This is a genomic window from Thalassotalea sp. G2M2-11 (assembly GCF_017168195.1).
Classification (GTDB): Bacteria; Pseudomonadota; Gammaproteobacteria; order Enterobacterales; family Alteromonadaceae; genus Thalassotalea_E.
Window position 1 is genome coordinate 1124240 of record NZ_JADNYL010000002.1, and the last position, 16269, is coordinate 1140508.

Genomic DNA, 16269 nt, shown 5'->3' on the forward strand with positions numbered 1-16269 from the left:
GAGAGTTATTTCAATCGGTATAACATTACAAGAAACGTTTTAACAAACGATCTATTTTCGCTAAGCTTAGTCGCCGTAACTGTTTTCGAGGTTGTATGGGATAGTCTTTCAGTGACTCTAGCTGGCTATAATGCATTAGTGGCTTAGTGTTAGCCAATATCGCTTGGTATTCATCATTAAATGTCGTTAATAATGACTGCTCAGGATCATCAATTAATAAGCCATTCTCTAAATCTAATGACCAGGCACGCGGGTTTAAATTACTGCCGGTAATTAAATGATAACGCTCATCAACAATCACCCCTTTGGCATGGTAACTATTGTCACCATCATGCCACAGCTTGACGCTAAGCTGGCCTTGGTTGATGTAGCTTTGCCAACGTTTAACAAAACGCCTTAAAATTTGCTCATAAATATACGGGATAACGCCAATGAAACTGAATGTATCATCCGGTTTGATAAAAAAATCGCTTGCCGTTTTATCACCAACAACCAAGGTAATTTTTACACCGCGCTTCAATGCGGCAATCACTTGCTTAATCAGCCCTCGCGGCAAATTGAAATAAGGAGTAAAAATAATCACCTGATGCTGACTTTGCTTAAGTAATTGGCAAATTGTCTGGTTAAGTTGATTGTTGCGTTTACCACAACCAATTAATGGCAGTATTTGCATTCCTTGATTAGCAGATGCTTTATCTACGATATAGCGAGCCTTTTTTACCTGAATAGTAGTACTACGGCCTATACGTTTTTGTTGTTTAATACTCAATGACTCAGGCGTATTTAACACCATAGCTAAGCCACTTTTTACAAAGCTATCCGTTAAATATTGCACCATGGTGTCAGCCAATGGTGCAGAATGTATCTGATAGTAACGGTCAAGACGATACTTATCCTTGTGGTGCATATAAATATTATTGATACTCGCGCCGGTATAGAGCACATGATCATCAAATACCATGCCCTTTAAGTGAAGTACGCCAAGTAGCTCTTTACGCTTTACCGCCACGCCATAAATACTGATTTGCTGTTGATGTTTCGCCGCCAGATCAATATACATTTGACGGTTGCCTAATGATACCGCCTGACCAATAAGCCCACGTTGTGCTCGATGTGCATCAACAAACAGACAAATATCCAGTTGTGGAGCTTGTTGCTTTGCTTGATATAAGGCATCAAGTACCTCTCGTCCTGCCTCATCATTTTCTAAATAAAGCGCGGTAATATAAATTCGCTGTTTCGCTTGTGAAATTAAGCTAAGTAAGCGCTCGCTATAGGATTTAGCAGAGGGTAAAACTTCAATATCTTGTCGGGCAATATTGATATTAAAATCCGTCATAGCCTTCCTTTTTATTTTCTACGCGTTAGTTTATGTCATTACAGGGGCTTTTTTATTATTGAGCTACGCACTTGCCTGCTACTCCCCCATGTTCTCTGTCACCGTACATCAGTAAAGTTGTTGCTAGTTGTGAGCCAGATAGACAGCGAATAACGGAATATACAACATTAACACGCGCAATAGAAATTAAGCTTAGAGACTACATTTGAAAATGAGCAGTTAAGTCTGCTGATCTTGGTACAGATAAAGCGAAGTTAAAAAGATAAAAGGAGCCATAATGGCTCCTTTATATTCGATACAAAGTACGATTAAATAGTGATCGCTAGCTCGAGTGCTTGGCGGATTGCTCGCTTAGCATCTAATTCAGCCGCCACATTTGCGCCGCCAATTAAGTGCGTGGTTACATTAGCATCTTGTAACGTGTTATAAAGTGAACGTTCCGGCTCTTGGCCTGCACAAATAATCACTGAATCTACCGCTAATAATTTGGCTTGTCCGTCTACTTCGATATGTAAGCCTTGATCATCAATTTTTTGATAACTCACACCATTAAGCATGTTCACGTCATTTTTCTTCAAGGTGGCGCGGTGGATCCAACCGGTTGTTTTACCTAAACCAGCACCAACTTTTGAAGTTTTACGTTGTAATAAATATATTTCCTTGTTCGTTTTTTCATGCTCAGCGCGTGGCAATAATGCCGCATTATGTTGATAAGATTTATCCACTCCCCAATCTTTCATCCATTTTTCTGGCTCATTGGTTAACGATTTTTCTTCCACTAAATAACACGCAACATCAAAACCAATACCACCAGCTCCAATGATGGCAACTTTATCACCTACAGGCTCTTTGTCGCGTAATACTTGCAAATAGCTTTTCACTTTCGGGTGATCGAAACCCGGAATATCTAACTGACGCGGTGCAATACCTGTTGCCAGAATCACCTCATCAAAACCCTGCTCAATTAAGCCTTGTGAGCTCTGTTCACTATTAAGCTGCACATCAACATTGAGTTTTTTCAACTGCACATCAAAGTAGCGTAGCGTTTCATAAAACTCTTCTTTACCGGGTATTTGTTTTGCAATATTAAACTGTCCGCCGATCTCACTTGCTCGATCAAATAGCGTCACTTTATGCCCTTTTCTTGCGGCATAACAACTAAAAGCCAAACCAGCAGGACCAGCACCAATAACGGCTAGTTTTTTAGCTTTAGTAGAGTTAGTAAGCACCAACTCTGTTTCATAACAAGCTTGTGGATTGACCAAACAAGAGGCTCGTTGCTGTTTAAAAACATGATCTAAACATGCTTGGTTACAACCAATACAGGTATTAATTTCTTCGCTCTTATTTTCAATTGCCTTTTTAACAAATTCTGCATCGGCTAAAAATGGACGCGCCATAGACACCATATCGGCATGACCATCCGCCAACACTTGCTCAGCAACCTCTGGGGTGTTAATACGGTTAGTAGTCACTAAAGGCACAGAAACTTCTTTTTTCATCCGCTCTGTGATCCAAGTAAATGCAGCCCGTGGTACCGATGTTGAAATGGTAGGAATGCGCGCTTCATGCCAGCCAATTCCAGTATTAATAATGGTGGCGCCAGCCGCTTCTATGCCTTTTGCCATGGTCACCACATCTTGCCAACTGTTACCACCTTCAACCAAATCAAGCATCGACAAACGGAAGATGATAATAAACTCTTTACCTACTTTTTCGCGTACCGCTTTAACAATTTCACAGGCAAGGCGCATTCTATTTTCAATACAGCCGCCCCACTCGTCGGTCCGTTGGTTAACTCTTACACAACTAAACTGATTAATGAGGTATCCTTCAGAGCCCATAATTTCCACGCCATCGTAACCTGCTTTTGCAGCAAGTTTAGATGAATGTGCAAAATCTTTAATGGTAGATTTAATTTGACGCACTGACATAGCGCTTGGCGTAAAAGGATTAATAGGCGATTTCTTTTTACTCGATGAAACACTAAACGGATGGTAGGAATAACGGCCAGCATGTAACAACTGCAAACAAATTTTAGTTGGGTACTGATGCACGGCTTCGGTAACTTTCTTGTGTTTGCCAACTTGCCAGAAATGACTGAGCTGTCCACCAAATGGCGCTAATCGACCTCGAATATTTGGACTAATACCACCAGTGACAATCAAGCCAACACCACCTTTTGCCCGCTCTTGATAAAAAGCGGCTAATTTGTCAAAACCACCTTTTTCTTCTTCAAGTCCAGTATGCATTGAGCCCATTAAAGTACGGTTAGCAAGCGTAGTGAATCCGAGATCTAATGGTTTGAGTAAATGTGGGTATGCTGAAGTTGTTGTCATAGTCATTTATCTTTTCCAGTTGCTCGATTTAATATCGAGGTCTTACCAATGCTAAATAAAATAATCGCATCAATAATAAAACACAAGCTTTATTTTGACACCTGTCAGATTAAATTATGATACCATCAGTGAAATAAGTAAAATACAGTGCGCTAAGCCTCTAGAAAACAATTACTTTTATGAAAAAAGCTGTTATTGAACAAATTTTAAAATATCTTGAACATGAACTTGCTCAGCTGACAAATGCGGCGCAAGCAGCTCATTCAGCGGCGATAGACGAACAATCCATTGCCGAAACGCAATACGACACGCTAGCGATTGAGGCAGGTTATCTGGCACAAGGACAATCACTACGCGCCGAAGCACTCGCTAAAGCTATTGCAGCAATTAAGGCTTTGCCGTTAATGGAAAGTTTTAAGGTAGAATTAGGGGCATTGGTACAACTGTCTCAACACCAAGCAAATCATCAATGGTTATTTATCGCGCCAGCTGCCGCAGGATTTAATTGTCAAATTAACGGAGAAACAATCACAGTGATCACCCCAAGCGCCCCGATGGCTAAAGCCTTAATGGGTAAAGCGCTCGGTGATGAAGTGACACTTAAAATCGCCCAGCAATCACTCGAAGATGAGATCATCACACTACGCTAATACATTCAGTCGCTATGATTGACTGGCAGGTTTTAGTAACAACTTTATTTGTTTAAAATCAGCAACTTTGTCGTCTATTTTTAAATAGGCAACTGACTCAGTATGCACTAATGTCGCCTCAATCACTCCAGGTAAGTTGATTAATTCATCTGCAACATCTTCAGCTTGCTGTTCACAAGTGATGGTGGTACGAAAACTGTAGCTTTTTGATTTTTTCATCTGTTTCATACCCATTGCGGCAGCAAACCACACTAAACCAAAACATGCCATCACCAAAAAGATCATGTGTTCGCCAAATTGGGCCGCAATCGCACCGCCGAGTAACCCACCAGTAAATGCTCCCATAAATTGGCTACTCGAATACACGCCCATAACACTGCCTTTCATACCAGCCGGAGCGATACGCGATAAAATTGATGGCATGGTTGCTTCCAAATAATTAAACGCGGTGAAAAACAACACCACAGAAATAACCAAAGACGCCAGCGATATTGGCAAATACCAAAGCAACAGCAAAGTCATTGAAAAGAGGAAAACAATGGCAGCAAACATTTGCTTTTCTTTTTGCTTTTTAATGCCCCAAATCATCAATGGCACCATTAAAAAGAAAGAACCAATTAACGTAGGTAAATACAATTGCCAATGTTGCTCTAACGCAAGACCAGCAACAACAAACTGCTTAGGCAAAGTAACAAAACAAGCCGTTAATGCCATATGTAAAATAAAAACACCAATATTGAGGCGGAATAATTGTGGATGGATGATCAATTGCCCGATTTTCTCGGGAAGAGCGATATTATCACCTCCTGGGGCTTTATTGACTGAGTAAGGCACCATAAATTGGATCATCAGCATAGCGCCAACCGTTAAGATCGCCGTCACCCAAAACAAGCCACTTAAACCAAAAGATTCCGCTACGATAGGACCTAACACCATGGCGAAAGTAAAAGATAAACCAATAAACATGCCGATGGTCGCCATCACTTTCGGACGCTGCTCTTCTCTACTTAAATCAGCGGCTAATGCAAGAATGGCACTGGCAATGGCGCCCATCCCTTGCAAGGCTCGACCAATAACTACACCGTAAATAGTCTCTGACATTGCCGCAACAATGCTACCCAGTAAAAAGATCAATAACCCGATGAGAATAATAGGTTTTCGGCCGTATTTATCTGACAAGATCCCCATAGGGATCTGCAATAATGCTTGGGTTAGTCCATAAGCACCAATCGCTAAACCTATCCAAATAGGACTAAAGCCAATTAACGTTTCACCATAAATAGCAAAAACCGGCAAAATCATAAACAAGCCTAACATTCGCAAACCAAATACCATTGCTAATGAAAAAGCCGCTTTTTTTTCAATACTATTTAAACCTGAGTCACTCATGACAAACTACTCAAACCTATGGAGGTGGCAAAAAAATCCGCGCTAGTTTACCACGACATCCCACTGAACAAAAATAGAGATTATTGATTAAGTTTGCCTAACAATTATGCAATAATGTGCGGCTGCGATTTACCATGGACACATTATGAGAAATATCGAAGTACGAGGCGCTAGAACCCATAACCTTAAAAATATCAATTTAGACATTCCTCGCGATAAACTGGTCGTGATCACAGGCTTATCCGGTTCAGGAAAATCTTCATTAGCATTTGATACCTTGTATGCTGAAGGGCAACGTCGTTACGTAGAATCTTTGTCGGCTTACGCCAGACAATTTTTGTCGTTAATGGAAAAACCTGACGTTGACCACATTGAGGGGCTATCGCCGGCGATTTCTATCGAGCAAAAATCTACTTCTCATAATCCTCGCTCAACTGTCGGTACCATTACTGAAATTTACGATTATTTACGTTTACTGTATGCCAGAGTTGGTGAACCACGTTGTCCAACTCATCAACAACCTTTGGCAGCGCAAACCGTCTCACAAATGGTAGACAAAGTCTTAACCCTAGACGAAGGCACTAAAGTAATGGTTTTAGCGCCAGTGTTACAAAACCGTAAAGGGGAGCACATCAAGTTGCTCGATAACCTTGCCGCGCAAGGCTATATTCGTGCTCGAATTGATGGGGAAGTGTGTGATTTATCCGATCCACCTACCTTAGAACTTCATAAAAAACACACCATTGAAGTAGTAGTCGATCGCTTGAAAGTGCGCGAGGATATTCAATTACGTTTATCAGAATCATTTGAAACAGCGTTAGGGTTAACCGCAGGCACAGCAAAAGTCGCGTTTATGGATGAACCAGACAAAGAAGAATTGTTATTTTCAGCCAACTTTGCCTGCCCACATTGTGGTTACAGCATGCAAGAGCTAGAGCCGCGTCTGTTTTCTTTTAACAACCCTGCCGGCGCTTGTAAAACCTGTGATGGCTTAGGCACACAGCAATTTTTTGATCCTACCCGTGTAATAGCGAATCCAGAGTTAAGCCTTTCCGGCGGTGCTATTCGTGGATGGGATAAACGCAATTTTTATTATTTTCAGATGCTACAAGCGCTAGCGGAACATTTTGATTTTGCCGTTGATAAGCCATTTAATGAACTTAGCCAAGCTCAACAAAAAGTGGTACTCCACGGTAGTGGCAGCGAAGAAATTGAATTCAAATACATGAATGATCGTGGCGATATAGTCATTCGCAAGCACCCGTTTGAAGGTATTTTAAATAATATGGATAGGCGCTACCGCGAAACGGAATCAAACGCGGTACGTGAAGAATTAGCTAAATATTTAAATAGTCAGCACTGCCCTGAATGCGATGGTTCACGTTTACGATTAGAAGCAAGAAATGTTTTTATCGATAATACCCCGCTGCAAAATATCGCAGAGCTTGCCATCGCCGATGCCTTAGCCTTTTTTCAAAACCTCAAGTTAACTGGGCAGAAAGGGCAAATAGCCGAGAAAATATTAAAAGAAATTAACGATAGATTAGGCTTTTTAGTGAATGTTGGTCTTAATTATCTCAACCTATCACGAAGCGCTGATACACTATCAGGCGGCGAAGCACAGCGGATCCGTTTAGCTAGTCAAATTGGTGCAGGCTTGGTTGGTGTCATGTATGTACTGGATGAACCTTCTATCGGTTTACACCAAAGAGATAACGAACGGTTGTTAAAAACACTGATTCATTTACGTGATTTGGGCAACACAGTCATTGTTGTAGAACATGATGAAGATGCCATTCGCGCTGCCGATTTTGTCATTGATATAGGCCCCGGTGCAGGGGTTCATGGTGGCGAAATTATTGCGCAAGGTGTCGTTGACGATATTTTAGCATGTGAACACTCACTTACAGGGAAATACCTTTCTGGTAAAGAAGAGATTGAACTACCTAAATCTCGTACCCCGATGGATAAGCAGAACGTTATTCAATTAAAGGGCGCCACAGGCAACAATTTAAAAAATGTTGATCTGATCATTCCAAATGGCTTGATGACCTGTATCACGGGCGTATCGGGTTCAGGAAAATCGACTCTCATTAATGACACCTTATACAAACTGGCACATACGCAATTAAATAATGCCACCACCTCAGAGCCTGCACCATACAAGAGTATTGAAGGGTTAGAACAACTTGATAAAGTAATCGACATCGATCAAAGCCCTATTGGTCGTACACCGCGTTCGAATCCTGCCACTTACACCGGCATATTTACTAATGTTCGCGATATTTTTGCCGGTACTCAAGAGGCTCGTTCACGTGGTTATAAACCAGGGCGCTTTAGTTTTAATGTTAAAGGCGGTCGTTGTGAAGCCTGCCAAGGTGATGGAGTGATCAAGGTTGAAATGCACTTTCTACCAGATGTCTATGTGCCTTGTGATGTCTGTAAAGGTAAACGATACAACCGTGAAACCTTAGAAGTGAAATATAAAGGGCTTAATATTCATCAAGTATTAGAATTAACCATCGAAGACGCTTTTGATTTCTTCTCTGCGATTCCAGCAGTTAAACGTAAGTTACAAACCTTAATGGATGTTGGGCTCAGTTATATCAAACTAGGACAATCGGCCACAACCTTGTCTGGTGGTGAAGCACAACGCGTTAAACTGTCAAAAGAGTTATCAAAACGCGATACTGGCAAAACCTTATACATTCTTGATGAACCAACGACTGGTTTACATTTTCATGATATCAAACAGTTATTACATGTTATCCATCGATTACGTGATCATGGCAATACTATTGTCGTTATTGAACATAACCTTGACGTGATCAAAACGGCAGACTGGATTGTTGATCTAGGACCAGAAGGTGGCTCAGGCGGAGGCGAAATTTTAGTTGAAGGCACACCAGAGCATATTGTACAAAATGAGCGTTCACATACCGCGCACTTTTTAAAGCCCTTATTGGTTCAACAGTAAGATTGATAAAAGTCATTAACACCATTAAAGCGGGTTTTTAACCCGTTTTGATGGTGATTGAGCAAGAAAATGCTGAGCAAATTTCTCCAACGAAGGATGCTCAGGGTCTGAAAAGTGAGTCACCTTTAACACTTTGCCACTAGGGGCAATAAAAACAATACCGGGTGTCCCTTTAATGCCATACATTTGTGCAATTGCATCACCTTCAAGCACCGCATCGAATGTATAACCATGATTACGCCAATATAGGTGCGGTTTCCAATCTTCTTTAATATTGACCGCAATCACCTTTAAACCTTGCTGTTGATATTTGTCATTCAATAGAGTAATACCTGGCAGGAGCTTTTTACAATACGGACACCAAGTTGCCCAAAAGACCAAAATAACGGGCTGTCCTTGATAATCAGATAATGTCACGGCTTGGTTGTTTAAATTAGTTAAAGTCCAATCTTCACCTAAATATGTTGAATCAATAGCCGCGTCATTGGCTCTGACATGGGTACTAGTACTAACAGCAAAGAAAAAACAACACAGAACACTCCATGTTTTGATCATACTTTGGTAATTAATTAGCTTCATAAAGTCCATCCTGCATTTTTCTTTGTCTGGGCAAATTGTTGTTTCATTTATCCCTCGACAACTGATATTGATGTTAAAAATCACAACTCTTGCGGTTTAGTGATTCTTCTTCAATAATGTTTTAATGTTTACAAGACCGATGTCATCAATATTCGCTTTCATATTGAAAAGAAACTAGCGAGAAGCTACCTGATAAGGTTAAGATACTGATGTATATTCTTTATTCAGTTGCATTATGACAATTAATCATCAAACTTCTTGCTACCAACACTGGCTAATTTACTTAATGGCATTTTCTAGTGGCTTCTGCATTATGGGCATTGAGCTACTGGGCGGTCGCATCCTCGCCCCATTTTTTGGTAGTAGTGTCCACATTTGGGGCAGTATTATCACCGTATTTATGTTGAGTTTATCATTCGGATATTTGCTCGGTGGCAAGTACTCAATTAAACACGCTAATTTAACTCGCTATGGCGTGATATTTTTACTAGCAGGCATCATGGTATTGCCTGTAGCGCTTTGGGCTCCCAACATAATGGAAACTATTTTCATGACGATTGAAGATACACGTTATGGTTCATTGCTTGCCTCCACTGCATTATTTTTTATTCCAACCATTATTTTAGGGATGATTTCACCTTATTCTGTGCGATTACTCGTTAGAGACAGTATGGATAGCGGCCATGTCGCTGGTAAGTTGTATTTTGTTTCTACTTTAGGTAGTGCTCTAGGCACCATTATGACTTCCTTCTATCTGGTATTATGGTTTGAAGTGAATGCAATCATTTTCACCTTCTGTTTTATCTTAATTTGTTTAGGCGCAGTTGCTATCACAGTCAATCAGCTTAGTAGAGCACAAGCAAGCCAATTAACAGAGCCGCATCATGAATAAAATTGTTTTCATCCTGATATTAGTTTGTTTTTCCCTCAGCAGTTATGCCAAGGTGATACATCAAGAACGCTCGTTATACCGTAATATATTAGTAGAAGATACTTTCAATCTTCGCTGTTTAAGATTCAACGTAAAAACCAGTAAAACCAACCAAAGTTGCCTGTATAAGAATGAGCCTCAAAAGCTAGTATTTAATTACACAAAATTGCTGTTCGCAAGCTTACTGGTAATGGAAAAAGCCCCTGAGAATATTCTGATCATTGGTCTTGGCGGCGGTACTATGTCGAATACCCTCAACCAACTCTATCCGTCGGCTAAAATAACCAATGTCGAGATAGATCCTGCGGTCATCAAAGTGGCTCGACAATATTTTGGTTTTTTCGAAAACAACAATGTCATTTCAAAAGTGCAGGATGGCCGTATTTTTATTAAACGAGCCACGCTCAAAAAACAACAATATGATTGGATAATTCTTGATGCATTCAACGGTGATTATATCCCCGAACATTTAATGACCAAGGAATTTTTACAAGAAGCAAAACAGCTACTTACTCCTCAAGGAGTCTTATCGGCCAATACTTTCTCAATTAGTGAGTTGTATGCCCATGAGTCGGCTACTTATCACGAAGTATTTGGTGATTTTTTTAATGTCAGAAATCGTCAAAATAGTAACCGGATTATTTTAACGACCAATCAAGGTTTACCCGATGGCAAACACATAACTGCTCGGGCACAAATACTTAATCAGCAACTTAAACCTTTCAATATCAATATTGTAGACATAACGACTAATATGACATCTACGCACGACGTCAAAGATTGGCCTGCTGACACTAAAGTACTAACAGATCAGTTTTCTCCTGCCAATTTACTTAATTATTAATGGTTAACCAGTCAACTGCCAAGCCCTAGATTTAACTGCTTCATTAAGCCTAAAAGCGCTTGGCTTGCTGGTGTATTGTTCTGAGATAAACCAGCAACAACGCCTTGTTGATCGGCAATTGAACGGTGTTGACCCAGCTTAGCTTTGGCATCAATATGTTCAACATCCATGGCAAAACCGACAATACCTTTCGCGAGCTTTTCTTGATAATCTTGGCTGACAATGGTGCGATCACACAATAAACGCGGCTCATATTTTTGTAATAGTAAATTTAACGCTTGTTGGGTCGCATCAACCTCAAGTAGGTGAATAGTCCCCTGAATATGGATACTGGCGTAATTCCATGTGGGGACTGCAGGTACACTTTGATACCAAGACGGTGAAATATAATGGTGTGCACCATCAAAAATGGCTAAACATCTATTATTTGCAACTTCCTGCCAATGACGATTATTACGGGCAAAATGACCTAACAACTGATTTTTTTCTGCATCATAATACAGTGGTAACCGACTTGCTTCTAATGATGCCGACACTAGCGTTGCAAATGCATTGTTTTCTATAAAGGTGATTATTTGCTCTTTATCGGTAAATTTCCATTTATCGGGTACATCCATAAATATTTTCCCCACAGAGTGATGCTTGAAGCTTAAACACTATGGTCAGAGATAGCGTTAAATGATCATTTTATTGACAAGCTTCTAACAAATCAAAGGTTTCTCCGATTATCTCTTGCGATTTTGCGAGCGACCCAATATGATTGAGATTATTAAAATTATATCAATTAGTAAGTTGAAGTTAATCTGTGACACAGTTACTTTTAAGGTTGCAGTATCATACTCTACATGGTTCGGGAATAATAAAAATGCGCTTGGCTTTACTCGCAATGACAGTTAGTTGTCTTTCAATTGGTTCACAGGCTTATGAACTAGCCCCTATAGAAGATAAATCAGTTGAAAGTTTACAAATTCAGTTAAGCAATAAAGAGACAGAATATGAATCGTTTATCAATTCATTAAGCTCTTTAAATACACAAGTTGCTAATGAAACAGATAAGTTAGGCTTATTACGCAGCCAAGGCTCAGAGCTTCAAGAAGCAAGAGCGCAAGCACTGCTTAATATGAATGAGCAATATGAAGCCATGGTTGATAACCCAGACCAAGATATTGCCCAAGCACAAAACGCCTATCGTCAAGCCATCCAAAACCAAAAACAAAATAAAGAAGATATTAAAGCTAGCGTAAAGCTACTAGCCGAGCTTAAGCAACAACTTGCCCAAGCCAATATTGAACGTTTTACACTCGCCAATGCCAGAGAAGCATTGATTGAAGAAATTCGTATCGCGCGCGTCAAACGCTTACAGAAAGAATTTGAACAACAAGCTACGTTAGATGCGAAACAAGTTGTTAGTTGTGATGCCCAAGAAACATTAAAACAGTGTATAACTCGCAGCAATCGTTTAGCCAAACAAAAAGCTTCTAAACAGTTTGTTGACAGTTTGTTTGCTAATGCCACCGAATCCGACATTATTAATGAAAATAAAACAGATTCTGCTGCACAAGTCAGATTATTAAATCATAAAGTGATCTCTGGCGAATTTAGTGGTCAAGGTAATTACACCACTAATATTAGTGTTGAATTGCAAGGCTCATTGCCAAATGCTGAAGCCTGTAAATTATTGCAATTATCGGCTCGCTATTGTACCTACAAACAAGAACATGCCAGTACTGCAGCTGTAAATATTGATGCCGGCAACGAAATCTCTTTTAATGATGATTCGGTCATGTATGAATTAACCGTTAGATCTGATCAATATGATGATGAGGTTTTTATTGACGGAGTGAGTTACGGTTCAACAAAATTATCAGTCATGCTTGCTTCTGGCTTTCATGACGTAGTGATCACAAAACCTGGCTATTTAGATTATCAAGAAAATATTCGCTTAGATAAAAATAAACTAGTCAAAGCTGAATTAGTGAAAGCATCGATTAACTTTGCTAATGGTGAGAAAATTCAAGACATTTTACCTGGCGACGAATTAGGGCCAGAGTTAATCGGCGTACCCGCTGGTCGTTTTCAAATGGGTGATATGAAAGGTGCAGGTTTAAGCAATGAAAAGCCTGCTCGTGGTGAGCAAATTCTTAAATCTTTTGCCATCGCTCAAAACCCTATCACTGTTGGTGACTTTAAGCGTTTTGTTAAAGCGACTAACTATGTTACTGAAGCTGAAAGTGAGAATGGCTGCGCCGCATTTGTGAATGGTCAACCGGAATACAACAGTGTACTAAACTGGCGTAATCCAGGTTTTAAACAAACAGATGACCACCCTGTTGTTTGTGTCAGCGATAAAGACAGTAAAGCTTACTTAAGCTGGTTGTCACAACAAACCGAGCGTATTTACCGATTACCCAATGAAAAAGAATGGGAATATGTTGCCAGAGCTGGCAGTGTAAGTAACTATTGGTGGGGCAATGATATAGGCAATGGTAAAGCAAACTGTGCTTATTGCGGCAGCAAATGGTCCAATATCAGTACATCTCCAATAAAATCTTTTAGAGCGAATAAACTTGGCTTGTTCGATATTGTAGGGAATGTCTGGGAGCTCACCAATGGCAATAAGGTAGTAGCTCGTGGCGGTTCATGGAACTTTGCGCCAAAACTTGCTAGAACTTCCGTTCGATTGGAGTTATCACCTGGTTTTCGTTCAAACTATGTTGGCTTTAGAGCATTAAGAGAAAATTAATTTATCTTACACTGAAGATCAAAAGGAGTATGTTAACTCCTTTTTTTGTGCCTGCTTTTTAATGAAAGCGTACTGTTTTTTACATTTTTAATACGTTTTAACTGCGGTTTGGCTGTTACATCTACTCTTGATTGCTTTGCTGTCTCGCTAGTAGAGGCGCTATCTACCTTTATTGCTGTTTTTGACGAGTTTGCTACAGCATCATTAATTGCTTTCATTTCAGTGTTTGTTAAATCACGCCACTGCCCTGGTTTCAGTTTTTCAAGGCTCACTGACATAATACGCGTACGCTTAAGTTTTTTCACTTCATATCCTAAGTACTCACACATACGACGTATCTGACGATTCAATCCTTGCGTTAAAATAATACGAAAGACAAATTTGCTTTGTGCTTGAACAATACAAGGCTTAGTGATCGTACCAAGAATAGGCACACCACGTGACATACGTTCAATAAAACGTTCACTGATTGGCTTATCTACGGTCACCACATATTCTTTATCATGAGCATTTTCCGCACGTAGAATTTTATTAACAATATCTCCATCACTTGTCAGAAATATCAATCCTTCAGATGGCTTATCAAGCCGTCCAATTGGAAATATTCGCTCTTTGTGATTGATAGCATCAATAATATTGCCTTTAACATGACGCTCTGTCGTACAAGTGATCCCAACAGGCTTGTTATAAGCGATATAAATGCGATCTGATTTATTATCTGGCATAGCACCAATTGCTTTACCATCGACCAATACCTTATCACCAGGCTGCACTTTAGTGCCTAACTCAGGATGTTTACCATTAATTGTGACACGGCCATTATCAATCAGCTTATCTGCTTCTCGTCTAGAGCAATAACCTGACTCACTAATAAATTTATTTAATCGCTTTCCTGTAGAACTCACAACAATATCCGCCAAAATGCCAATAGCACTATTTTATCTTAGATCGACACAAATCTTTAGCTTTATAGCGGAAATCTTTTTTAACCTTAAAGCACAATATACAATTGCTTTATCGATTAACACCAACATATTTAGGACGAGTCACTTGGTAAACCTGCTAAAACACCCATATGATTAACTAATAGTGATACGTATAAAGTAATCTGTAGGGTAAAGCTATCGTGGTAAGCTATTTTAGAGCACTCATTCAAAACCTTCCTAACCGTTTCTTTTGGCTTGCCAATACTTTATTCTGGCTCATTCTCAATACTCTAGCAGCAAGTAATGCTTATCGTGTACGCACCGAGGTTTATGGAAAAAATGCCGATTTTGCGGAACTATGGTTACAATTTTTACCTTTTTGGGGGAACTGGATACTGGTAGCGCCATTTATTATCGCCTCAACCGCAACTATCAAGCTTGAAAACAGTAATCTTAAAGCATTTATCACTAAAAACATTGCGACTACGTGCTTCTTTCTTGGTTTTTACTGGTTATTAACCGCTATTGAAGTGCATATAAAAAAGCATGATCTATTCGATTGGCAAGGCTGGCTCGCATCATTTAATGACGTTGCTTACAGTTTGCTTCATATTGATTTTCTCGTCTATTTATCAGTTTTTGGTGTTGGTTACGCTATTTCATATTACAACAATGCCAAAAAGCAAGCGGATGCCAATCAACAACTGGCTAAGCAATTAGTCGAAGTAGAATTAAACTCACTACGCTCACAGCTCAACCCGCATTTCCTATTCAACACTCTTAATACAATATCAAGCTTGATCAGCCTAGATGAGAAGAATACGGCGGTAAAAGCATTAAGTGAATTAAGCGCTATGCTGAGAAAAGTGTTAGAAAACCAACAAACCCAGCTTATTCCAATTAGGGACGAATTAGAGTTTATCCACAGCTACCTTAGTATTCAGAAAATGCGCTTTGAGGAAAAATTATCATTAGAAATAAACGTCAATGATAAATGCACTGAAGATCTGATCCCATTTATGTTATTACAGCCCTTAGTTGAAAATGCAGTACAACATAGCTCACAGCTGGAAACAGATCATAACGCTGTCAAATTGATTATTGAGTGTGACGAGCAGCATATTTTGATCAGGTTAATTAATAAATTTACCCATAAAGATAAGCATAAAGGCTTCGGTATTGGCATTACCAACACCAAAGAACGACTCAAAAAGCTTTATGATGAAAATGCACAATTAACACTTACACATCTTTCTGACGATTACTTTGAAACTTTAGTATCTCTGCCTCGCACATCATCTAATAGTGGCTGATATTCTTTACAACATTACCTAAACTTGTCAATTCATCGCCCAGCAAAATCATATGTTGAAATCCTAGTTTAATCTAACCCCGTTAGTCGACCAACTAGGTTAGATGAACGGCTTTAATAATGGTTATTTTCGATAACGATATAGTAAATGTATTGAATTATCTTTAACTAAGAAGCGTCAATGAAGAGGGTTAATATTGACGATTAAAACACAGATAGTAAAAAGCCCAGTCAGAGACT

Annotated in this window: 12 protein-coding genes; 6 read left to right on the top strand and 6 right to left on the bottom strand. The window is 39.6% G+C overall.

Going from position 1 to position 16269, the window contains the following annotated elements; all coding sequences use genetic code 11:
* Window positions 1–25: 25 nt before the first annotated feature.
* Both pssA and IV514_RS10940 read right to left on the bottom strand, forming a co-directional pair.
* Window positions 26–1339, bottom strand: coding sequence for a CDP-diacylglycerol--serine O-phosphatidyltransferase (pssA, locus tag IV514_RS10935; RefSeq protein WP_206485248.1), 1314 nt, complete (start codon window positions 1337–1339; stop codon window positions 26–28).
* 308 nt (window positions 1340–1647) lie between these two features.
* Window positions 1648–3678, bottom strand: a complete 2031-nt coding sequence (locus IV514_RS10940) for an NADPH-dependent 2,4-dienoyl-CoA reductase (RefSeq protein WP_206485249.1) — start codon at window positions 3676–3678, stop codon at window positions 1648–1650.
* 179 nt (window positions 3679–3857) lie between these two features.
* Here IV514_RS10940 and IV514_RS10945 point away from each other — a divergent pair, with 179 nt between their 5' ends.
* Window positions 3858–4328 carry a GreA/GreB family elongation factor gene (locus IV514_RS10945; RefSeq protein ID WP_206485250.1) on the top strand — a complete coding sequence of 157 codons (471 nt, stop codon included), beginning with the start codon at window positions 3858–3860 and terminating at the stop codon, window positions 4326–4328.
* Between the two features lie 12 nt (window positions 4329–4340).
* Here IV514_RS10945 and IV514_RS10950 read toward each other — a convergent pair whose 3' ends face one another.
* Window positions 4341–5717 (bottom strand): MFS transporter, encoded by a 1377-nt coding sequence (locus IV514_RS10950; RefSeq protein ID WP_206485251.1) that lies wholly within the window; start codon window positions 5715–5717, stop codon window positions 4341–4343.
* A 145-nt stretch (window positions 5718–5862) separates the two neighbouring features.
* Between IV514_RS10950 and uvrA the strand changes: the two genes are divergently transcribed.
* Window positions 5863–8694 (top strand): excinuclease ABC subunit UvrA, encoded by a 2832-nt coding sequence (uvrA, locus tag IV514_RS10955; protein ID WP_206485252.1) that lies wholly within the window; start codon window positions 5863–5865, stop codon window positions 8692–8694.
* A gap of 24 nt (window positions 8695–8718) precedes the next feature.
* On the opposite strand, the gene IV514_RS10960 is transcribed toward uvrA, so the two are convergent.
* Window positions 8719–9273 (bottom strand): TlpA disulfide reductase family protein, encoded by a 555-nt coding sequence (locus IV514_RS10960; RefSeq protein ID WP_206485253.1) that lies wholly within the window; start codon window positions 9271–9273, stop codon window positions 8719–8721.
* Between the two features lie 235 nt (window positions 9274–9508).
* On the opposite strand from IV514_RS10960, the gene IV514_RS10965 reads away from it, so the two are divergent.
* Both IV514_RS10965 and IV514_RS10970 read left to right on the top strand, forming a co-directional pair.
* Entirely contained in the window at window positions 9509–10165 is a 657-nt protein-coding gene (locus IV514_RS10965) for a fused MFS/spermidine synthase (RefSeq protein WP_206485254.1), read from the top strand.
* On the top strand, window positions 10158–11048 hold the full coding sequence (locus tag IV514_RS10970) for a fused MFS/spermidine synthase (RefSeq protein WP_206485255.1): 891 nt from the start codon (window positions 10158–10160) through the stop codon (window positions 11046–11048). Before IV514_RS10965 ends, IV514_RS10970 begins: the two co-directional genes overlap by 8 nt.
* Window positions 11049–11059: 11 nt before the next feature.
* On the opposite strand, the gene IV514_RS10975 is transcribed toward IV514_RS10970, so the two are convergent.
* Window positions 11060–11665 (bottom strand): FMN-binding negative transcriptional regulator, encoded by a 606-nt coding sequence (locus tag IV514_RS10975; RefSeq protein ID WP_206485256.1) that lies wholly within the window; start codon window positions 11663–11665, stop codon window positions 11060–11062.
* 248 nt (window positions 11666–11913) lie between these two features.
* Between IV514_RS10975 and IV514_RS10980 the strand changes: the two genes are divergently transcribed.
* Window positions 11914–13791: a formylglycine-generating enzyme family protein gene (locus tag IV514_RS10980; RefSeq protein WP_206485257.1), complete on the top strand. Its 1878-nt coding sequence runs from the start codon at window positions 11914–11916 to the stop codon at window positions 13789–13791.
* A 32-nt stretch (window positions 13792–13823) separates the two neighbouring features.
* On the opposite strand, the gene rluF is transcribed toward IV514_RS10980, so the two are convergent.
* Complete coding sequence (gene rluF, locus IV514_RS10985) at window positions 13824–14696, bottom strand: 23S rRNA pseudouridine(2604) synthase RluF (protein WP_346776917.1); 873 nt, start codon at window positions 14694–14696, stop codon at window positions 13824–13826.
* Window positions 14697–14917: 221 nt separating this feature from the next.
* On the opposite strand from rluF, the gene IV514_RS17705 reads away from it, so the two are divergent.
* On the top strand, window positions 14918–16030 hold the full coding sequence (locus IV514_RS17705; RefSeq protein WP_206485258.1) for a histidine kinase: 1113 nt from the start codon (window positions 14918–14920) through the stop codon (window positions 16028–16030).
* Window positions 16031–16269: the final 239 nt, after the last annotated feature.